Source organism: Secundilactobacillus sp. MJ173, from assembly GCF_059704265.1.
On the sequence record NZ_BAAKGN010000033.1, the window covers coordinates 1 to 22933 of the forward strand.

General features: G+C 37.8%; 17 protein-coding genes. 13 read left to right on the forward strand and 4 right to left on the reverse strand.

Annotation, left to right across the window (positions count from 1 at the left end):
• Positions 1-177: 177 nt before the first annotated feature.
• A complete protein-coding gene (locus tag AC6H04_RS04890) occupies positions 178-834 on the reverse strand; it encodes a DUF6198 family protein (protein ID WP_497570636.1) in 657 nt (218 codons plus the stop codon).
• A gap of 860 nt (positions 835-1694) precedes the next feature.
• On the opposite strand from AC6H04_RS04890, the gene AC6H04_RS04895 reads away from it, so the two are divergent.
• From AC6H04_RS04895 to AC6H04_RS04930, 8 genes are all read left to right on the forward strand, one after another.
• Positions 1695-2774 carry a methionine ABC transporter ATP-binding protein gene (locus AC6H04_RS04895; protein ID WP_497570615.1) on the forward strand — a complete coding sequence of 360 codons (1080 nt, stop codon included), beginning with the start codon at positions 1695-1697 and terminating at the stop codon, positions 2772-2774.
• Positions 2771-3442 carry a methionine ABC transporter permease gene (locus AC6H04_RS04900; RefSeq protein WP_497570616.1) on the forward strand — a complete coding sequence of 224 codons (672 nt, stop codon included), beginning with the start codon at positions 2771-2773 and terminating at the stop codon, positions 3440-3442. The genes AC6H04_RS04895 and AC6H04_RS04900 overlap by 4 nt, the downstream gene beginning before the upstream one ends.
• Positions 3443-3456: 14 nt before the next feature.
• On the forward strand, positions 3457-4317 hold the full coding sequence (locus AC6H04_RS04905) for a MetQ/NlpA family ABC transporter substrate-binding protein (protein ID WP_497570617.1): 861 nt from the start codon (positions 3457-3459) through the stop codon (positions 4315-4317).
• A gap of 35 nt (positions 4318-4352) precedes the next feature.
• Entirely contained in the window at positions 4353-4826 is a 474-nt protein-coding gene (locus tag AC6H04_RS04910) for an S-ribosylhomocysteine lyase (protein ID WP_098823375.1), read from the forward strand.
• Positions 4827-4846: 20 nt separating this feature from the next.
• A complete protein-coding gene (locus AC6H04_RS04915) occupies positions 4847-5617 on the forward strand; it encodes an acetoin reductase (RefSeq protein ID WP_497570618.1) in 771 nt (256 codons plus the stop codon).
• Positions 5618-5904: 287 nt separating this feature from the next.
• The gene (locus AC6H04_RS04920; protein WP_497570619.1) at positions 5905-6354 is read left to right on the forward strand and encodes a hypothetical protein; all 450 of its coding nucleotides are present in this window, start codon (positions 5905-5907) and stop codon (positions 6352-6354) included.
• Positions 6355-6443: 89 nt separating this feature from the next.
• Positions 6444-7307, forward strand: coding sequence for a hypothetical protein (locus AC6H04_RS04925; protein ID WP_497570620.1), 864 nt, complete (start codon positions 6444-6446; stop codon positions 7305-7307).
• A gap of 123 nt (positions 7308-7430) precedes the next feature.
• Complete coding sequence (locus AC6H04_RS04930; RefSeq protein WP_497570621.1) at positions 7431-7796, forward strand: hypothetical protein; 366 nt, start codon at positions 7431-7433, stop codon at positions 7794-7796.
• A 115-nt stretch (positions 7797-7911) separates the two neighbouring features.
• On the opposite strand, the gene recA is transcribed toward AC6H04_RS04930, so the two are convergent.
• The 3 genes from recA to AC6H04_RS04945 all read right to left on the reverse strand — a co-directional run bounded on the left by recA (position 7912) and on the right by AC6H04_RS04945 (position 10213).
• Entirely contained in the window at positions 7912-9000 is a 1089-nt protein-coding gene (gene recA, locus AC6H04_RS04935) for a recombinase RecA (protein WP_497570622.1), read from the reverse strand.
• Between the two features lie 215 nt (positions 9001-9215).
• Entirely contained in the window at positions 9216-9620 is a 405-nt protein-coding gene (locus AC6H04_RS04940; RefSeq protein ID WP_497570623.1) for a hypothetical protein, read from the reverse strand.
• A gap of 92 nt (positions 9621-9712) precedes the next feature.
• Complete coding sequence (locus AC6H04_RS04945) at positions 9713-10213, reverse strand: DUF2798 domain-containing protein (RefSeq protein ID WP_497570624.1); 501 nt, start codon at positions 10211-10213, stop codon at positions 9713-9715.
• Positions 10214-10592: 379 nt separating this feature from the next.
• Between AC6H04_RS04945 and dptF the strand changes: the two genes are divergently transcribed.
• From dptF to AC6H04_RS04970, 5 genes are all read left to right on the forward strand, one after another.
• Positions 10593-12545 (forward strand): DNA phosphorothioation-dependent restriction protein DptF, encoded by a 1953-nt coding sequence (gene dptF, locus AC6H04_RS04950; protein WP_497570625.1) that lies wholly within the window; start codon positions 10593-10595, stop codon positions 12543-12545.
• Between the two features lie 2 nt (positions 12546-12547).
• Positions 12548-13909, forward strand: a complete 1362-nt coding sequence (gene dptG / locus AC6H04_RS04955) for a DNA phosphorothioation-dependent restriction protein DptG (RefSeq protein WP_497570626.1) — start codon at positions 12548-12550, stop codon at positions 13907-13909.
• Positions 13890-19487 carry a helicase HerA domain-containing protein gene (locus tag AC6H04_RS04960; protein WP_497570627.1) on the forward strand — a complete coding sequence of 1866 codons (5598 nt, stop codon included), beginning with the start codon at positions 13890-13892 and terminating at the stop codon, positions 19485-19487. The genes dptG and AC6H04_RS04960 overlap by 20 nt, the downstream gene beginning before the upstream one ends.
• Positions 19488-19651: 164 nt before the next feature.
• The gene (locus AC6H04_RS04965) at positions 19652-20077 is read left to right on the forward strand and encodes a (deoxy)nucleoside triphosphate pyrophosphohydrolase (protein WP_497570628.1); all 426 of its coding nucleotides are present in this window, start codon (positions 19652-19654) and stop codon (positions 20075-20077) included.
• Positions 20064-22910: a DEAD/DEAH box helicase gene (locus AC6H04_RS04970; RefSeq protein WP_497570629.1), complete on the forward strand. Its 2847-nt coding sequence runs from the start codon at positions 20064-20066 to the stop codon at positions 22908-22910. Before AC6H04_RS04965 ends, AC6H04_RS04970 begins: the two co-directional genes overlap by 14 nt.
• The last annotated feature ends 23 nt before the right edge of the window (positions 22911-22933 follow it).

Genomic DNA, 22933 nt, shown 5'->3' on the forward strand with positions numbered 1-22933 from the left:
CCGGCGAACTTTGTCGGAATACTCTTTTTTTGCGTTAAATGGCCGGAATCTGAGTTGTGGCGCAGGTTTAGACTAGATTAAAGTATTGAACAAAAGCCAACTTTAAATTGTCTTGAAGTCAAGAAACCAAATGAAATTTTTATCAATATAGACTTATGTCACCAGCTTCGTTTTATTTTAGTTTGCTGGTGCTACCTTAGTTCTGAAATTATGGGTGAGATGCGGCCAAATATACTTGTCAGCTGCGGCGATAATGAAGCCGTTGCAGATGATGGAGAACAGGGTCGCCAAGTTGATTGAGTCGATTCTGCCGGTTGGAAAGTAAGCAATGGCGCAGACAATCAGTGGTGGCAGAAAATCCAACAGTTGAGAGGCCGTGGCATTGCCCTTTAAATACATAAAACGCAAGATATTGGTCGTGTCATCGTTTGGATGCATGACGATATTGGCTCGCTGGTAGAGTGAAATACCAACACAGAACAGGGCGATTCCTGTACAGCTCAAGATTAACCGCCAAATAATCGGTGCAGTGTTCACGCCAATGGAATCAAACCAGCCAACGAAGTACTGAACGAAAGTCCCAAAGAACATGACGAACAAGATCTCGCCAAAGAAACGTTTAGCATCCCAGTGATGAATCAGGAGCTGGTTAGTAATGGCGTTGATTACGCCAATGCAAAATAAGAGCACACCAAGGCTGATACCAGTCCAATTATGTAAATTAACCGCGGAAGCTGACCAAACGCCGCTTCCCATGTTACCGGCAATCGATAGGGCATTACCAAAAGCATTGAAAAGGAGACCGGCGATTAAACCGATCCACCGTTCTTTCATCGTATTTTTCACATTCTCCGCCTCACTTCTTGATTAGTTTAGCATTTTTAAGCGAACAATGAAACGGGGTGATTCTAATTAAAGAGGCTGTTCTAGCAGTCTTTCCATCAAGGGTAGTGCTGACGCTTGTGAAAATTGGAAAGGTGTCTATTACCTAAATTGTAGGTTGTAGGCGAATTTTGAAGTTACTGACTTTCTGAGGCGGGTGATATCAAGTGAAAATTAACATAGCATGAGAAAATAATTGTAAAATATTTTAATCTAGCTATGAATGCCTATGTAACAGTATTTTTGGAGTTGATTTTGTCATGAAAAATGAGAAAACAAATTGAAAGTAGTTAATTTTATCTTGACAGGAATTATTTCGAGCACCATAATGAGCACCAGTTATTAAATACGAAGCAAGCGACAAGATGAGTAAGTCATGCGTAGTCTTTAGAGAGTTATCGTTCGGTGAAAGATAACGGCAGCGCATTACTGAATATGGTCTTGATAATCGCTCTACTGCTGAACCGATTGGCTAGGTGGTGGCGGGAACTCCCGTTATAGAGTTAGGGTATGCACTGATAGCAGTAAGTACTGAACCGCCGTTAGTTAGTACCCGATGAGGAATATTTCCGCGAGGGGTATTCGAACTAAGGTGGTAGCACGATTTAATCGTCCTTTTATTTAGAGATAAATAGAGGGGCGATTTTTTTGTAGCCAAGGTGCGTAAGCAGGCGGTTAGAGACTGAAGTGTAACGAAGTCTGGGCAGAAATCCCGAACTTGGATTTATGACCGGAATTCGTTACACGCAAGTCTCTGCCTGCTGAAGCCCGATTAAGCAACGTAAACGTAATAACTGAGGAGAGACAGTCATATGAGTGAAGCAGTGGCAAACGTAATTGAACTTAAAAATATTTCAGTGACCTTCCACAACAATGATCAAGAGATCGATGCTGTAAAAGACGTGGACTTACAAATTCCGCGAGGCGATATCTACGGCATTATTGGTTATTCGGGAGCTGGCAAGAGTACGTTGGTACGGGTGATCAATCTGTTGCAACAACCAACTGCTGGTACAGTTACCGTGAATAACCAGGAGATCCAACAGTTAAAGCCGGCTGAGTTGCGACAAGCCCGCAAGAAGGTCAGCATGATTTTCCAACATTTCAACCTCATGAAGTCACGAACAGTTCAAGGTAACGTGGAATACCCGTTGTTGGGTACTAAGATCAGTAAAGCGGATCGACATGCGAAAGCGAAAAAACTGCTGAAGCTGGTGGGCCTGAGTGAATATGCAGAAACGTATCCCAATCAATTGTCCGGTGGTCAAAAACAACGGGTGGCAATCGCCCGAGCATTAGCCAGTGACCCAGAAATCCTCATTTCGGATGAAGCCACTAGTGCATTGGATCCTAAAACTACGAAGTCAATTTTGGAACTGTTAAAGCAACTGAACCGTGATTTGAATTTAACCATCGTACTAATCACCCATGAGATGCAGGTCATCAAAAGTATTTGCCACAACGTAGCGGTCATGGATGCTGGTGAAATTATTGAGCGCGGTTCAGTGGCGAAAGTCTTCACGGATCCACAGCAGAAGTTGACCAATGATTTCGTGGAAACTTCAACCAACGTGAAAGAAGCGATTGAGCGGATCACTAGTACGATTGCTATCAACGAGTTTAAAGATAATCAGGAGCTGATGTACTTCAACTTTATCGGTAATTCCACTAAGCAAAGCGTGATTTCGGAGTTTTCACAAAAATACGGTGTGGACGTCAACATTTTGTTTGCCAACATTGATCAAATTGATGGTGAGAACGTCGGTTATATGATTGCTATTATCACTGGTGATTTGACCGTGTTCAATGAAGCCATTCAGAAACTAAGAAGTGATGGCGTCAAAACGCGTATTTTGACAGACGATGTTTTGAAGGGAGGTGAGCATCAATGACAGCAATTATGCCAAACGTCATGGCGATGAAGGGTGAATTTGTTCAAGCCACCTGGGAGACCATCTACATGACGTTGATGTCGGCTATCATCTCAGCGGTGTTGGGGCTGCTGGTTGGGGTATTACTGGTAGTGACACAGCCGGGTGGCATTCTCGAAGATAAGCTGACCTATTCAGTGGTCGATAAGCTGGTCAACTTGCTACGGTCGATTCCATTCATCATCTTGCTGGCGGTGATTTCACCACTAACGAAGTTCTTGATAGGGACGACGGTGGGGACAACGGCATCACTGGTGCCACTGATCTTCGGTATCTTCCCATTCTATGCAAGGCAGGTGCAAAACGCTTTGTTAGATGTGGATCACGGGGTGATTGAAGCAGCCGAGTCTATGGGCTCCAGTCCCATGGAAATCATCTTTCGCATTTATCTACGAGAAGGGCTGGCCGATATTCTCCGAGTTTCTATCGTCACCATCATCAGTTTGATCGGGCTGACTACTATGGCCGGTGCGATTGGTTCCGGTGGTCTTGGGGACGTGGCAATCAACATTGGTTACGCCCGTTTCGAAAACGATATTACTTTCACAGCAATGATTATTATTCTTATTTTAGTATTTGCCGTCCAGTTGTTTGGCGACTGGGTCGTTAGAAAAGTTGAACATAATTAAGGAGAGTGATGTATATGAAGAAAAGTGCTTATTGGTTAATTGGTATTGTGGTTGTGGTTGTTCTAGCGGGGTTTGGCATTCACAGTTTATCAAGCTCACAGGCAGCTAGCAAGAGTCATTCAAGTTCAGTTTTAATTGGTTCAGAAGGTTCTGATATTGATATTTGGAAACATATTGCCAAGACGGATGATGCCAAGAAACTAGGGTTGAAGATCAAGGTGAAAAATATCGCCGATGGTGTTCAACTGAATAAGGCAACTGCTGACGGTGATGTTGATGTCAACGCCTTCCAGTCTTGGTCATACTATCTGACCTATAACCAGCAAAATAAGTCTAACAAGTTGACAGCTTTGGGAACTACCTACATGGAGCCCATGGGTCTGTATTCTAAGAAATACAAGAACGTGAAGGATATTCCAGCTGGTGCAACAATTGCCATTGCCAACAACCCATCGCAAGCTGCTCGTGGTTTAATCCTCTTGCAAAAAGCCGGTTTGATTACATTGGACAAGGACTTCGGCTATGTTGGCACGATTAAGGACATCAAGAGTAATCCGAAGAACTTTAAGTTCAAACAGATTGATGATACTACCGGTCCTCGTGTCATCAATGATGTGGATGCTGTACTGATTTCCAACACGGTTGCATTGGAAGGTCACCTGCACGTGCTGACGGATTCCATTTATCATGAAAAAGTTGATCAATCCACCAAGGATAACATCAATATTCTGGCCACTTCTGAGAAGAACAAGAATAACCCGAACTACAAGAAGCTCGTTAAGCTCTATCACAAGAAGGATATCCAGAAGTACATCAAGGATAAGTACTATGGCACCAAGATTGAAGTTAACAAACCACTCAGTTATTTGAAGTAACAAACAACAAACAATATAAAAGGAGATTTTTGATTATGGCTAAAGTTGAAAGTTTTACATTGGATCACACAAAGGTAAAGGCACCATACGTTCGTTTGATTACTGAGGAACACGGGGCAAAGGGTGACACCATCAGCAACTATGATTTACGGTTGGTTCAACCTAACGAAAACGCCATTCCAACAGCGGGTCTGCATACCATTGAACATCTCTTGGCTGGCTTGCTACGTGACCGACTTGACGGTGTGATTGACTGTTCACCATTTGGCTGCCGGACTGGGTTTCATTTGATTACCTGGGGCACCCATTCCACTACGGAAGTTGCTGAAGCTCTGAAAGGGTCATTGGATGACATCGCCAACAAGATTGAATGGAAAGACGTACAGGGAACTGACAAGTACAGTTGCGGTAACTACCGCGACCACTCACTGTTCTCAGCTAAGCAGTGGTCTCGCGATATTCTAGAAAAAGGTATCAGCGACGATCCATTCGAACGTCACACGGTCTAGGTTAATAAGGAGGTCGCCAAATGGCAAAACTAGCAATTGTAACGGGTTCAGGACAAGGTATTGGTGAAGGAATCGCACATCGTCTAGCGAAAGATGGTTACGCGATTGCTGTAGCTGATATCAATGACACAACGGCCGCAAAGGTGGCTCAAGATCTGCAGAATGAAGGCTATAGTGCCAAAGCTTACCACGTAGATGTGGCGCATCGCGATGAGGTGTTTGCCTTGGTTGACGCAGCGACTAACGATTTAGGGGAATTGGCCGTGTACGTTAACAATGCGGGGATCGCCTTCATTGATAGTTTTGTGGATTCGGACCCAGAAGATGTTGAACGGTTACTGGATGTGAATTTGAAGGGGACTTATTGGGGCATTCAAGCCGCTGGTAAGAAGTTCAAGGAACAGGGTCATGGTGGCCGAATCGTTAACGCTGCTTCTCTGGCAGGTTACGAAGCATCAGCCTTACAAAGTGCCTATTCTGCTTCAAAGTTTGGCATTCGTGGGCTAACCCAGTCGGCCGCTAAGGAATTCGCTAAGGATAAGATTACCGTAAATGCTTATAATCCAGGCATCGTCCGCACAAAAATGCGTGATGCTATCGATAAAAAGACGGCGGCAATCAAGCACAAGACGATTCCAGAACAGCAGGCAGATTGCTTGTCTGAGATTGCGATTGGAAGGGAAGCCACCCCAGCGGATGTAGCGGAAGTGGTAGCCTGGTTCGTGAGTCCCGGTGCCGGTTATATTACTGGGCAGAGTTTACAGGTTGATGGCGGGATGAGGTTTCACTAAAGAGTGTGAAACGGGGCGTTTAGAGACCGGAGTGTAACGAGCTATCACCATAAATCATGGGCTTGGATTTGTGGTGATAGCTCGTTACATGCAGGTCTCTGCCCCGTTGAACACGTTTAGGCTAGATAAGAGTAAAGAGCCAAAAAGAGAAAATACGAAAAAACGCTTGATAGACTACCGTAAAATTACAGCCTATCAAGCGTTTTATTTTAAACTATTTGTGTAACAACCACCATTAGAGAGTAAAATTAAGACAGTAGAGATTAAATCGGAAAGAAGCAGGCCAAATGACCGTTCAATTAAAATCCGCAAAACCGTCACGACAGATGTATCTCAAATCAGAATCACATCCACAATCGCACTATAAATACGTGCTTGATTCAACCACCAAAGTTAGACACCCACTAGTTGAACCCCAGGAACAAGCCAGTGTAGAAACACGTACTGGTAAGAAGAAAAAGCGTTCTTGGTGGGTTACTATAGGGACAGGCTATCTATTCTTAAAACTTGGTATTTGGGTGTGGCCGTACATAGAGTCCTGGGTGATAGCTCTGGGAATGCTATTCTTCATGTTATTGGGATTGTTCTTACTGTACCTATTCTGTGTATGGCTCGATAACAAAACAGGTGGTGGCGGTGGCTACTCGGGTGACCCGTATGATGATAGTTACGATGCCGGCTGGTTTGATTCGTGGGCGTTTCATAATGATGATCATAACGATGATAACTTGTATTAGATTGTTCAGAACAAGGGTAAGGGAACTAGTACAAAATTGAATGTTAACAAATAAACGGTTATATAACTGTGAATAAGGGGATTTTTTCAGTGCATGTAAAAAAGTTTTGGCTATTAGGAATTGTTATTTTATCAATGGGTATTGGGTTTCAATTGAACCAAAGCAGTGCAAACGCAGCTACCCATCATACTCCGAGTAGTTGGCGAGGTAGTTACTACACAACGGATGGCGACACAATGAATGTGAATACCTATTCTATCGTACTTAATGGTAAAACCATGTACAAAAGCAGCTGGAGCGGCTGGCGGAAGCTCTCGTTTGCACGAATTCGGGCGAGTGATGCCATCACTCATAAGCATAAGGTGTATACCTTTAATTCATTGGCAAAATATGGGTATCAAAGTAGTCGTCAATGGCGGCTTACCACGAAGAATGGTAAAAAAGAGCTGATTAATTATCAAAATATGGGATACGTTGTCGTCTGGCACAAGCGCTATGCAGCTACAAAAGTTCACTTTAGGACAGCGGACAATACTGATTTCTTTTATAATGCTTGGAGTCCGGCCTATCTAGATATGTTTTCTGATAGCATTGATTTGTATAATTCATATGAGGATGCTCAAAATGAAGATAATTCGATTGGGTTATTTAAAAATCCTAGACAACAAATTTCGGCTAAATGGATTAGTCGCGATCAACAAGATGATATTTTGATGTTGAAAATTAACGGTAGAGTCTACTATGCTGATAATAGCAGCCATGATATTCGACCATACAGCGCGCACCGAGAAAGTGATGGTATCTGGTCCAACTTTGCTCCTACTAGTAAATATGCTCGTCTTAAAAAGGGCAATCATGTTTATAAGGGAACGGAATGGACTTACTACTACAATGATGGTAATGATAATAAAACCTATCGATATGATGGGCATCATTGGAAATTTGAATTCTAGATGTGGAGAAGGAGAGGAAACATGCTGTTATTAGGCATCAAATTGACTTAAAGGGTGATTTTTGAGTTAAATATTGAAGCAAATAAACAGCCTTAACGACTGCAATTTAGGGAGATACTTTCGTTGAAGTTAAGTAGTTTTGTATTATTAACCGCTTCTGCATTCTCATTAGGAACCGTTGCAATTACATCACAGGCAGCTAGTGCGTCCGCTAAGACAGCTATTCCAACACGTTTTCGTCATACGTGGGAGGGACATGGTTATGGTGAGAAAATGGTCCTTAAGATGCACAAATATTGCGCTTATGTATATGAGGGTAGCAGTCATCCAGAAAAGCGTTACTATCATAAGGCGTCCAAAAATCATTATTATGTTTTAGCACCTAAATGGAAGACGGAACAGGGTGAAGGTGTTAGATACGTTAATAGCCATAAAATACTATTCGAAGTAGATGTTGCTAGAATTCCAATGCACCGGGTTCATAGATAACAGAACATTTTTCATTTGAGTTATAGGCTTGAATCTGTGACCGTATAGTTAGAGAAAAAACGCAATAAAAAGTACGCTGATTGAAAATTGATCAGCGTACTTTTGCATTTAACGACTAAATGGTTTCAGCATTGCCAATTGATTTATCATCCTTATCAACTGGCGCATCTTTCTTTTCGTCGCTCCACATAGTCTTAATATCTTTTTCGATTTTATGCTGAATGTCTGGATGCTGTTCCAGATATTCAATCACTTTAGGTTGACCTTGGCCAAGGCGTTCTTTTTGATAGGAATACCACGAACCGGACTTTTGTATGATGTCATTATCCACCGCAATGGTCAACAGGTCACCCGCATGAGACAGTCCCTTACCAAAGAAGTTTTGGACTTCGACCTGTTTAAATGGTGGGGCAACCTTGTTCTTGGTGACCTTGATTTTGACGTTGGTCCCAATGATATCCTGGCCCTCCTTGATGTTGTCGCGACGACGAATATCTAGACGAATAGTCGAGTAGAACTTCAGTGCACGGCCACCGGGAGTGACTTCGGGACTACCGAACATCACACCAACCTTTTCACGAATCTGGTTGATGAATAATAGGGTAGTTTGGGTTTGATTAGCCAAACTCGTAAGGCCACGTAACGATTGTGACATCAAACGGGCCTGTAAGCCAACGTGGTTATCACCAATTTCACCATCAATTTCAGCTTTTGGTAGCATAGCGGCAACGGAATCAAAAACAATCATATCCACAGCACCACTTTTAACCAGTTCGTTAGCGATGTTAAAACCATCCTCGGCAGTACCAGGCTGTGATAGTAGCAGTGAATCCAGGTCAACCCCAAGATTCTTGGCATAGGCTGGATCCAACGCATTTTCGAAATCAATGTAGGCCACAATACCATTTTCTTTTTGGAGTGCGGCAACTGCAGTTAAAGCCAAAGTGGTTTTTCCAGATGATTCAGGCCCATAGAGTTCCATGATGCGACCATACGGATAGCCGCCACCAATAGCGTGATCTAGTGAAAGTAAGCCTGACGAGAAGCGCTTAATATCTAGGTTGGGTTTGTCACCCATGCGCATCAACGCGCCCTTACCAAACTTTTTGTCGATTTGTTTTAATGTTTCGTCCAACGCTTGTTTACGTTCCTTTGCATCGGTCCGTTGCGCTGAATGACCGGGTTCGAATAGTTGTAGAGCCATACGGCAATCCCCCCTTTATTTCGAACATACGTTCTAAACTATATTACTATTGTAGTCTTATTTGCTAAATAAACAAAGCAAAAGGGAAAAATTGATGACGATTGTTTCATGTGAAACAACTGAGTGGTTATTGAGCCTACATAATGAAAAGTAATTTTAAACAAAAATCGTCCGCACAGCCACAAAGTGCTGCAAGGACGATTATTTTGTAGAAATCATATACTAATTAAGATGTAGCCGCAGACAACGCCCAAGGCAATGACCATGTTGAGCTTGTCCAACTGATGCCCCCGTTGGTAGTAACGTTTGCACTGCTTGTAAAGGGGCTCATCATCCTGTGAAAGTTGCTTATCGTCCTTATCCATGAACAGCTTGAATTGAGCGACTGCTCGGTTTTGACGATTAACTTTACCAAACATCATGATGATGGTGACGCCGATGACGATGAGTACCAGAATGAACAGCCAGCTGGAGGTAGATGCGGAGATGAGGTCTCTGCCACCAATCAGACCGTTTACTACGGTTGCGCCAAGAGCTACAACGAAGATAACGGTGTTAAATACTTCTGTCCACCAATACGAACGCAAATATCGATGATAATAGGTTAATTCTTTTTGCATAGCATTAAGTCCTTTTTATTAGAAGGTTACTTAGCCATTATAGTCGATAATGCAGTGAAATGGTAAAGAAATGAAATAACAGCGAATCAGGTTTACAGCTCGGTTTCTTCTACTTCTTCGCGTAATACAATTGCTTTGTCAGCAGCAGTTTGCATCTTACCTAATGCAAATCTCGCAATAGGACCTACGATCAGTAGTTGCAGTGGTAATGCCATGATGACGTTGAATAACCAAGCGTGACCATAGGCGCCCCAGCTGACGTTACCAGCCATGATAATGCCGAATAGTGACATGCAGGTAACCATACCCAATACCATTAGTACAGAGATGGTTAAACCGATCAATAAAACATTCTTCTTCATATAATCGTTGATGATGTATTTGAACGCGACAAACTTAGCAATCTTTCCGACAACTAACAAATCAAGAATAACGGCAACGAGTAACCCGCCTGGATATTCCGTGATGGTGTGCAGCAGGAAGTCATTCGTGAATCCTTCTGCTAAAACAACGTTGTAACCAACCATAACGAGGACCATTAATCCGGCCATGATGGCAGTAAAAACAATTTCTTCTTTAAAATTACGAGGCATGTGTTTCTCCTTTTCTTTTCACAATGTTGCTAAGCATAGCAAAGAAAGGGGGTGCTTCGTAAGTTACATTTTGATTACGAATTTGGAAGCGGTTGAATGTTTTGAATGTCAGATTCAACCTTAATAATTAATTAATGGATTTTATGATAATTAATTATGTTGTCTATAAGTATTTAAAGGATGGATTATCATGAAAAGTGATTTCAAATAATAATAAATTCTAAAAAACAAATTAATTTTTAAAATTGAATGTATATTAAACCCTTTTACTATAGAATAAAGGAAGGTTTATAGAAATTTAACAGAAATATAGATATGTATTAAAGAGCAAACATACTTATACTTTAAATATTTAATTATACATAAAAGGAGAATACAAATGTCTTTTAATGACGATGATGAAACAAGAAGCGTTGATAAACTGCAAAGAGATTTAAAATTGAAATTGAACATTCTGTACCAACAACTAGCAATTACTTTTGATGTGAAACCAAAAAGCGGGACGTTAGCATATAAATTTTCTAGGATAAAGTTACCAATTTCTCAAAAAATTGAAGGCTATGACCTTGATGAATTATCAAAAAAAGTTGAGCCACTTTGTGACGAGGATTATCTTCCAACTGAGCAAGATATAGTTTTTATATCAAATTTAATTGAGAAGTATAAAAATTATGGGCGCAAAAGTGAACTTGAAGCGCAACTACAACTTTTATCGGGCCAATCTAGTAATGCAATTGTTGATGCTGAAAATTTAAACAACATACAAAATTATTTGCATGTTGACCGTGGACAATTAGAGACGGATTTCCTCCATCTGCTAGAAAACTTGAATCCTCAGCAAGGGAAACTAATTCTGTTAGTAGGTAATGTTGGTGATGGGAAATCCCATTTGATTGGATATATGAAGGAAAAATATCCAAATTTGTTTGCTCAAAACAATGTGAAAATTCATTATGATGCCACTGAAAGTTTTGACCCGCAAAAAACGGCTATTGAAACTTTAATGGATGTTCTTCAGCCGTTTTCTGATTCGAGAATTAGCAAAAGCAGTCAGAATATTATTGTTGCAATCAATATGGGTGTTTTAGTTAATTTTTATCGTCAGGCATCCCGTAGTGGAGTGTTTACTCAATTGGTTTCGTTTATAGAAAATTCTGGTGTTATTAACAGTAATAGAGTTACACAACAAATAAATTCAGATAACTTTGAATTAATATCTTTCCGAAATTATCCAATTTTTCAACTTGATGAGAAAGGAACATTGAGTGATTTTTATGACGAATTATTTGGGAAGATTGCCAGGCAACAAATTGATAATCCTTTTTATCAGGCGTATTTGGATGATAAAGAACATTACGTTGTTCGACTAACACATCGTAATTTTCAACTATTTTGTAATCTGAACGTTCGAGAAACCATCAAATATTTATTGATTAAGATTCAGATCGAATCTAAAGTAATCATTTCCACTCGTGCACTACTGGAATTGATCCACGATATTATTGTGCCGGTTAGGGCGGTTGGCAGTGGTGTAACAACATTTCGTGATTCGCTACCATATTTATTATTTGGTGGATCAGGTGACTCGTACTTGGTTAAAGAAATCAATAAATTTGACCCACAGAAATTTCAAAATCAGGGAATTGAAAAATTCACTACGAAAATATTTAACTCAAGTAAAACGCTAAAACAATTAGTTTACGAAAGTTTATCTCAAGAGAATGATGAATCTATTGATTGGATTTGGGATTACATTGATGATGTGTTGCCTTTGCCAGATAAAGTTGGGCTGTTACTGAGAATAAAGTATCTGTTCAATCATTCGGATCCTATTTTTAATGATGATAGTTATTTGGGTTATCTCAAATTATTAACGTCTGTACGCAAAAATGAGATGGATGTTATTCGCGAATTCTTTAAGCAGGTTAAAGAGTTTATCTATAAATGGAATGGGAGTCCCAAAAACAATTATATCTACACTTATATTGATGCCCAAAATAATTTTGGAGTTGCTGTACCCCTGAAAATTGATTTTAAAGGGATATCTGAACAGAATTTCGATGTGGTGATAAGTTTAAAAAATGCGGCAACTAACGAGCCTAATAAACTCATTATCGATTATGATCTTTTTGAACTAATTCACAGGGTAAATGGCGGTTATTTACTGAAGAAGAAAGATAGACATCAATTTGTAAACATAGCGACGTTTATTCAAAAGATTACTAAAAGTGACCGTGCTAGTGAAGAGACATTGATTGGCCGAATAAATGATGACAAATTTTATCAGCTGACTTTTGATGGATTGGGCCAAGTTGAGATGGAGGAATTATAAGTATGAGCGAATTAGTGTCGATGCTGGGAAAACAGCTTCAATTTTATAAATTTGATAGGGGTGAAAAAATTAGGGCTTCACATGATATAGCTGGAAGCCTCCTACCATTTATGACTAGAGCACCGGAACGTCCCAGATTTAGGACGGGATTTACGCCAATTGTTGGTGTAATTGCTAGAATTCTTAATGATAAAAGTGTGGATATGGATATGTCTACAATTGAATTACAGCAGCTACCCCTTGATACTGATGTCGATGAAGATACAGTAAAAAAATTGTTTTCGTCAACTATTTATCAAAAAATGAATAGTCCTCAGCTTTTACAATACTTGCCGTTATCTGAAGGAAGCGAACGAAAGGGTGAGATAAAGATTGGTAGTTTCTTAGTTGATCTCTTATCTTTAAAAGATAACCCGTATTTTGTGAAGTCATTTCGAAAAACGCAGCCAAGTAATTTATATGAAAAGGTAGTATTTGAACTACTTGCCTCATCAGATGGAGCTGTTAATCGGCATAAAGGTAATTTTATTTTTTATGATAATCATTATTTTGAGGGAATTTTCAATCGAGATGTTGAAAACCTTGTTAGTGATAAAGAATACTTTTATTCACATATTTCAGAACTTTTACAATTCTATTATTTCGTCTATGTTACACAGTTTATGTTGCGGGTAAGTGATAGTCAGAGCAGCCCGGTAATTCGTCCAGTTTATTTTACTTTGGAAGACGAACCGGTTTCTCGATCACGTCAAGCAGTTCAACTTGGTTTTCGTATCATACACGAACACGGAAGAAATTTACTGATTGATGTTGATCTTTTAAACTATTTAAATTGTTTAATTCCAAATCAACATGCATTTTATTGGAAATCTGAAATTTTAAGTCAAGTTTTCCCGTATAAACAAGCTTTATATCAGAATTTAGTCGAGTTTTTGCCAGAGTTTTATTCACGTCTCGGCACTGAAATTACTCATGATTTAAGGCTGTCGTACTCTAATTTAGAAGAGGCGGTCAATTGTTTATGGCAATTATTATATAACCGTAGTGAAACGAATGATTATCGGCCTCAAAGTTCTAGGTATGTACTGTCATTCGATGAAATAGCTAAGCAGGGATACGTACGACAACACGGGTCTTTAGGAAGAGTATTTTCTATAAGTAGCGAAACGCTCCTAACATTAGTGACTGCGATTGTAGGTCATAATAAGATGCCTCTAAAGGATGTTTTTAACGCATTACAAGCACACGGGGTCTATTTTGACCGGATTTCAAGAGATAAAGTTATTCAGTTATTTGAACAAGCAAATATATTGGAAAAATTAAGTGATAGTGGGGATGCACAATATGTTAGAGGAATACTATAGGTTTTTATGTGAACGATTAGTGAGTTGGTCAAAAAATGTTGATGTAACCCCTGGAGATAGATATGTTTTAAGTTTTGAAGATGCGAATCAAGTCCGTAATTTTATGAGTGTGTTGAAGGATTTAAGTTCAGTTCACGCTTTTAAAATTGCAACTTGGGGCAACAATATTGAAGGATTGAGCATTAAGGTAAATTCAAATGGTCTTAAATTAGTAACCATTTCAACCAATGATGTAACTCCGGATTATTTAGTGAACTTACGTAATCAGATTGGAAAACAAGAGGGTATTTGGGAAAATACTGCGCTGTTATTTATCTCTAATCAAATTTTAGACAGTATCAATAGTGGTGCAAAAGATATTAGCAGATATGGGGGGCCTTTTAACCTTCATGAATTACGTAGAAACATGAGTGAAGAAATATATAATAACAGTTCACTCGAAGATGCAGAGAAATCCATCTTGAATTCTATGGTCAATGCATTTGAAAAAGATGAGCAATATTATACTCTCATGGATTTTGCGGATGTGTATGCTGTTATTGAAAAAGGTCATATTTCTGATAGTGATTACACTAATATGGGTTACTTTAGAGACTCTAGCCTGAAATCATTCGCTGATGATGAAATAGAAAAAAGATTAACTGAAAACCGAGAAGATTTTTCTAAGGTTAGGATGTTTCAAAGCTTTGGAGACGCGAAAGAACAGGTCTCCAAAATGGTTGAAGGCCAGACAATTTCTAAAGAACTAAGTGGAAAAGATTGGCAAAATGTTGATTACGATAAAATTCTTGAAGGTAAAGATAAACTAAATCAACTCTCTAAAAATAAAATTAAATATTTATCTGATCAAGTCGCTAACAGTAATCCAGGATTCCCAATTTGGGACCAATCTAAATCTGATACGGCTGCGGGACAAAGAAATAGAAATATCATTATTTTCAATAAACATAATGAGCCAGAGATTGCTCTACAGTTCCCATTCAGTCAAACCATTCAAAAAGATGGATATAGGGAACCTAAGAATAAAGGTATTTCGATAGGTCATTCTAGAAATAAGTTAAAAGTTAACTTAAATATTTCCAACTTAAATGATACGTTTCATGCTAAAGTGATCTATTCTCATGTTGGGAAAACGACACTGAAATTTACGCTTAATATTCTAGTAATGCCCTTAAATGAAAAAATATTTGAGAATATTAGAACGGCTTACACTTTGAATATTTCAGGAAAGAAAGCAGTAATCAGATTACCAAGAGAAATTAATAATCTTGAATTAGGAACTGGTGAACGGCTAGATAGAATTAATGCCAAAACAGTACAAGATTTAGATGGATTGAGGGTCACAACTGGTAATAGGTTGGCAATTAACACACGTCAGTTAGAACTATTTGATGATAAGCAGGATGATTTTTCTCTTTTTATTTGGGGAGTAAAAGTTGATTTTGCGTTCATAGATGATGCCAAATCAATTGTCCCGCGTAATCCAATATTTATTGAGAATTATAGAAGACAACATGATGTAGATGGCCATTATTGGAATAATCAGGTTAGTTTTGGGGATCGGGCGTTTAGTGTATACAATACTCATCAGAAATTTTTAAAGCGTGAATTAGAAATGATTCAAAACAATACTTTGACTGAAAATATGGCACACTTTGTTTTATCAAAACAGTTGAAACTCGCTTATATGACTTTATTTAAAGAATTAAATTCGAGAAGTACTGTTATGAGTTTGGTTCACTGGGACAAAACTATTTACGATTTGGTAGGGCGAATTATTGAAATTGTTAATAGTGAAATTGTGACTTCATCGAATAGTATTGAGTTGCAACCAGAGGTAAAAAATATTGTTCATATTGGTGAGCTTCAAGAAGGCGAGAATATTGTTTTTGCACCTTTTAATCCGATGTTACTTAGTTATCAGCTAGAGGTTGAGAAGCGTGTGGGGAAAGAAACAATCTCAGATACCATAGAAAGAAAATTGAATCCTACGCATCTTGTACCATTCTTAAAAAGATTGCAGTTGGGGAATGATTATGGAGAAGTTGGTTCTATGGATTACCGAGCTATCCAATCGTCTGATGTACCACGCTGGTTAGTATACGAAAGATCTGGACAAATCTCTATAAATGAAGATTCAAGAGTGATAATTACTGAGAGAATGAAAGATTTTCGTAAGCACTTTGATTATTTATTTGCTAACCATAATAATCATTTTATTATTCGAGCAGAAAATATTGAAGATAGTAAGTCTTTGATTAAGGGTATTTCAGACTACTTGATTGATCAAATTAATAAAAATAGGGATAATTTAAGTGCAATAAATACGGTGGATTTATTCGTCGCACATGAAGGTGCGCGCAACTCAAAGTATTTAGTTAGTGAATTTTATCAACTCACGAATAAGGAAGAGTATGTTGATTACTTTGAGACCACATTAAAAAAAATTACAGGATTGTCTGAACGCCAAATACTTGAGACAATGCAAAATAAATTAAATATCTATTACGAAGATAATAAAAACATTGACGCACACATTACGTTTTATCAATTTGAAAATCGTCTGTTATTAGGCCAATATAATTCACAAGAATTGACTATTAATTCAACGATTGGTGGTCTGATTGGCGGACAGGAATACACTGATGTTCAGATGGGTGTAAAGTCAGGTTTTGGAATGAAAGGGTTGAAGCCCAATCATTCAGAATTACTCCAGTTTGCTCAAAATTGGAATGAATTATTGGTAGCTACAGTTCAAGATCATTCCGTAATGGCCCACGGGCAAACACTTAGTAATAATATCGAAGAAATAAATAGTGAAAAATTTCAACAACAATTTGATACTAGTAACTGGGTAACTTTGCTTAATCCAGAAGTGAAATTAGATTATTTCAATCAAATGAATAAAAATGTCTACGTTATTCATTACACAGACTACACTAATTCTGCCAACTACGAGTCAATTACTTTAACGAAGCAGGTTGATCAGTACAAAATCATTTTATCGGAAAACTTACCGGAAGATGTTAGTCAACGTAGCGATGAAAGTTTTCTTTCAAATATAATTAATTCATTTAATGTCATTAATGGAGAATGGTTGCTTAGACTGGTAAGCCATAGAGATCAGTTTAATACTGTTAAAGAAAAGCTCAGTATTTTAGCGACCTATAAAGAAATGATGGGTATACTCTATCTTCCTGGTACCATTTGGTTACCCTTGTCACTAGAAGAAATTTTAAGAGTTGCCGGATCATTTGTTGGAGAAAATCGAGAGGATTCAGTGTTTAGTGCTAAAAGTTTAGGTGCAAAAGGGGCTATTTCTGATGATCTTCTCTTTATTGGACTTCATCAACAGGATGGGCAATTGAAGGTTACCTTTGTCCCGACTGAAGTAAAAGTTGGTCAGAACAGTAGTAGTGTAATAGATAAAGCAGATACGCAGGTAAGCCATACTTACGAAGTCTTGAATAAAGAGATATTTCGGAGCAGTAGCTTTAAAGCTAAGTTCTATTTAGACTTCTTCATGAAATTGTATTTTGCAAACGCTGCTAAATTTTATAGTAATGGTTTAATTGCAGAAGATAAATATGTATTATTGAAAGAATATAAATCTGAAATATCTCAAGGCAATTTAACTGTAGATAATGAAATAACTAATCCTGTTCGCAATAAGTTTGTTTTTTCACTGAAGTCGGAAGAATTACATCGCTTAATAAGAATTACAGATGATTATTCATGGGTAGAGGTTCCAGAAACCGATGCCTTCAGATTTGCTGGTGTTAAAATGAATGATTTGATTCAGAAAATTCAAGAAAACAAGCTAGGTTTTGATACCCATCGATTACTTGAAAATATGGACCAGATTAACCCGGAAAAGGAAAATATTTTTGTAAAAACTGTAAATTCAAGTGACTCTGACTCTCGTCATAAAATAGTTAATAGATCAGATATAACGAATGATCAATTTTATGATAAGGGTCAGGATAGTACAGAAGAAATTCAAAATTCTGAAGAGATGCCTGCAAAAGACTCTGATTTTGCACCGGGAATTCAGGATAATGAGCAAGACAGACAAATAAACGAATCTCCAGAAAACATACAGGTAGAGCATATTGATCATGAGTTTATTAATAGATTAAGTTCATTGAATGATGATTTCTATGAGGAAGGTCAGAATAACACTCATGAGAAACAAAGTTCTGAAAAAACTACAAAATATACTACCGAGAATCAAGCGAATGAACATATTTCAGCTATACAGCAGAATCAACAAGTTTCAGAAGATGAAACTTCTGAGCGTAATGAGGTAGAGAGTTTAGAGGATCCCCAAAAAGAAGCAGGCACACTGAGCAGTTCTTCAGAAAATAAAATTTCTAAGAGTAACAACCAAGAAAATGAGCTGGGTTTCTCTGATCAAGCAGCAGAGAAAATCAGCGAAGGTAGATTAGTGGATACAGATAGCAAGATGAAAAAAGAAGATGCTCGAATATTATTAGGGACTATTGACGGGTCTAGTAGTAAAACTTATTGGGAGTATTCTAACAGTCAATTAGCTAACCGACACATGCTGATCACGGGAAAGTCAGGTCAAGGTAAAACTTACTTTATACAAACCCTTCTTTTAGAGTTATCAAAACTAAAAAAGGATTCTTTGGTTATTGACTACACAGATAGTTACTTGCCTGGGCAACTTGATCCTTATTTGGAAAAAGCAGTTCCTGAAATTCATCAACATATTGTAAAAATGAATAAGTTAGCAATTAATCCTTTTAAGGCCAATGATATAAATATCGGAACATTTAAGATGCAAGAAGGACCAGAAGATGTGGTTGCAAGAGTTGCTGAAGTCTTGGATTTTGTGTTTAATCTTGGTGTTCAGCAAAAAAGTAAGTTAATAATGGTCATGAACGAAGGGATGTCTAAATCATCTCATTATTCCTTCACTGCATTAAAAAAGCAGCTTGTAGATGATGAAAATCTTACATTATATGGTAGAATCCAACCATTATTAGATAACGACCCCTTTAATTATGATAATTCAGACTTTTCTTGGTCAGATTACTTTGGTCATCGTGGACAAATAAATATTATTCAGTTAAGCCAATTTCCAGCATCCGTTAAAAATGCCATAATTGAATTTATTTTATGGGATTTATTTAATTTTTCACGGTCTAATGCTGATAAACATTTAATTTATCCGGTATTCTTAGATGAGGTACAAAATCTTGACTTTAATCAAGAGTCACCAGTTTTTAAAGTTTTAACGGAGGGTCGAAAATTCGGTTGGTCCGGAGTATTTGCGACTCAATCCTTAAGTACAATTAAGGGTGAAATCAGCTCAATATACAATGCAGCAGAGCAAATTCATTTTCTACCACCAGAAAGTGAAACTAGGAATATTGCTAAGAAACTAACTTCTAATTCTGACTTGCAAAAAAAGATGGAGCAGAGCTTATCCATTTTGCAGAAAGGTCAATGCATTGTTAGTGGACAATCGGTAAATGCTCAAGGTAAATTGAATAAAACAATAAATATTGTAAATATTGATAATATGCAAAGTAGATTAGAAAAAATATAATTGTATACTTGAGAAGAGTCACCGATAAAGGATTACTTTCTTTATGGGTGGCTCTTATAAAATTATTATTAATTAATATAGATGATTCTTCTTAATACAGTCTTGAAGCCGTTTTAGATGTGATAATATATTGTTATTAGACGAGAAAACGGAAGGTGTTCAGCATGAAAAAACAAATCAACGTGGTCGGAGCCGCTTTAATTGAAAATGGTAAAGTATTAGCGACAAAACGCAATGATGATCGCGTGTTAGGGACACTTTGGGAGTTTCCTGGTGGCAAAATAGAATTTGGGGAAACTCCAGAACAAGCATTGAAACGAGAATTAACCGAAGAATTTAATGATGAAATTGCCGTTGGTGAGCGTGTTACTGAAACGAGTAGTCATGAATATGATTTCGGAACTGTGAATTTAACAGTGTATTATGCAAAGTTTTTAACACATCATTTTGATTTAGTTGCACATAGTAAAGTGGAGTGGCTTAATCAAACTGAGTTAGGTCAGTTATCATGGGCAGAGGCTGATCAGGCAGCAGTTAAGGTTGTATCTAAAGCAGATTTAACACAGGTGAAATTTTATGGATCTAACTGATATTCAGTCTAAAATTGAAAACTCATTGGCCAATGGATTTGTTGATCGAGAAATTGCCGGGTCCGAAGAACTAATGCCCCAATTCATCCACAACAGTCGTGGTGACACGATGTTGCTACATATTGAGCGGGAATTGTCACATTGTTCCTCGTTCACTTTTGCGATCGCATTTATAACAGAAGGTGCGCTAACCTCACTTAAAGTAAAACTAGCTGATTTAGCCGCTAAAGGTGTTCATGGTCGAATTCTAACTTCCACTTATTTGAACTTTAATTCGCCAAAGGCATTTCAAGAATTAAGAAAGCTAGACAACGTTGAAGTTCGGATTGCTGAGAATGATAATTTTCATGCGAAGGGATATATTTTTGATCATGAAGAACAACACTATCAGTCCGCCATTATCGGGAGCTCTAATTTGACTGAGCAGGCTTTAATGAACAATTATGAATGGAATATTAAGTTTACTTCTTACAATGATGGGTCAATCACAGAAAAGCTTATTGATGAGGTCGAACTAGCATGGGAAAGGGCAACACCGCTGACGTCTGATTGGATTACGATTTATAGTGAAAATTATCAGCCAGTTGTTCAACGAGGTTCAAGAACGGCTGACTTAAAGTTAGCTAAAAAGATTGTACCGAATCCTATGCAACGAGATGCATTAAACAGTTTGGCTGAAATTCGCAATAATGGTGTCGAACGGGCTCTTGTCATCTCTGCAACTGGTACAGGTAAAACTTATTTAGGTGCCTTTGATGTAGCTAGTTATCAGCCTAAAAAGTTTTTATATATTGTCCACCGGGAACAAATTCTAGATAAGACTATGGCTAGCTTTAAGCGAGTACTGAGTAATGAACCAGAGAGTGCTTTTGGAAAAATTTCAGGTACAAGTAAAGATAAGAACGCCAAATATGTATTTGCGACTATTCAGACCTTATCTAAGCAGGATTTCTTAACGCAGTTTAATGTGGCTGAGTTTGACTATATTTTAGTCGATGAGGCACACCGAGTCGGGAGTCCAACCTATCAACGTGTTCTAAAGTATTTTCAACCTGATTTTCTATTAGGGATGACCGCTACTCCGGAACGGATGGATGATTATAATCTTTATGAGTTGTTTGATTATAATATCGCGTATGAGATTCGACTACAAAAAGCTTTGGACGAAGATATGTTGTGTCCATTTCACTATATTGGCATTACCGACTACGAAAAAGACAGAGAAGTAAGTGATGATACTAGTACGCTTAAATGGTTAGTATCAGATGAGCGAGTCGAATACATTATTAAACAGACAGAATACTATGGTTATTCAGGTGACAGATTACAGGGACTTATTTTCTGCAGTCGAAAAGATGAGGCTTACGAACTAGCTAAATTAATGACGGATAGAGGCCATTTGAGTAAAGCACTTACTGGAGAAACGCCTCAAAGTAAGCGTGATGAAGTGGTTACTGAGTTGGAAAATGGAGAAATTGAATATATCATTACCGTTGATGTTTTTAATGAAGGAATTGATATTCCCTGTGTTAATCAAGTTGTGATGTTAAGAAATACACAATCTAGCATTGTTTTTATCCAGCAGTTAGGTCGTGGGCTTCGAAAGGCCAACAATAAATCATTTGTGACGGTAATTGATTTTATCGGTAATTATAAAAACAACTATTTGATTCCTATTGCACTGACTGGAGATAAGTCGCGGAGCACTGATAAAGCACGTGATGATTTAGAGGTTCGACAGATTTCGGGAGTATCAACGGTTAACTTCTCGGAGATCGCTAAGGAAAGAATTTATCAGTCAATTAATAATACGAAATTAGCCGGGTTTAAAGTTTTGAAAGACGACTATACTGATCTTAAATTTCGTTTAGGTCGGATACCGTTACTTTGCGATTTCCAAAAGTCTGAGACTGTTGATTGTACAGTGTTTGCTGATAACTATCAGAATTACTATAAGTTTCTTGTTAGGATGAAGGAAGACGTTCACCTTACTGCGGATGAAGAAGCTATTCTTAGTTTTATTTCTATCGAGTTAATGAATGGTAAGCGTAGTGTTGAATTGTTGCTATTAAATGAATTAATCCAAAATCATGGAAGATTTGATAAGCACGATTTTGAGAGATTATTATCTGAAAAACAGACTTTTTATAACATTGATGTATCTCAATCGATTGAACGCGTACTTTCGTTGGAATTCTTTCAGAAAGCTGCGCAAAAGAAATATGGAAATAATCCGCTAGTTTCAGTTCAAGATGATACTTATGTATTAAATCCCCAAATACTTGATTGGATGAAAAATAATTCTCTGTTCAATAAATTACTTGATGATGCAATTCAAGCAGGTTTGATAAGGTCTGAAAGGTATAATCAAGATGAGCAATTTACTTTATACCATCGTTATACACGGAAAGACGTTTGTCGATTACTTTGTTGGAATAATGATACAAGTTCGACTATTTATGGATATCGAGTAAGGGATAATGAATGTCCAATCTTTGTAACATATTCAAAGTCAGATCAAATCGATTCAAGTATTAATTATCAAGATCGCTTTATCAACACAGATACGTTTCAGTGGTATACACGTCATAATGTTAAAATAGATTCAAAAGAAGTCGTTGAAATTAAGAATAATAAGACCAGTATCCGACTGTTCATCAAGAAAAATGACGACGAGGGTAAAGGTTTTTATTACTTTGGTGAAGTGCAAGTAAAAGATGCAGAACAGCAAGAATTTCAGGTTAAAGATGGTAAAGTCGAACCAATAGTACGGATGTTGTTGCAGTTGGATAATAGTGCTCAGTATGATAAGTATCTGCTGTTTGAAAAGTAGTTTAATTGTTGCATTTCAAATTG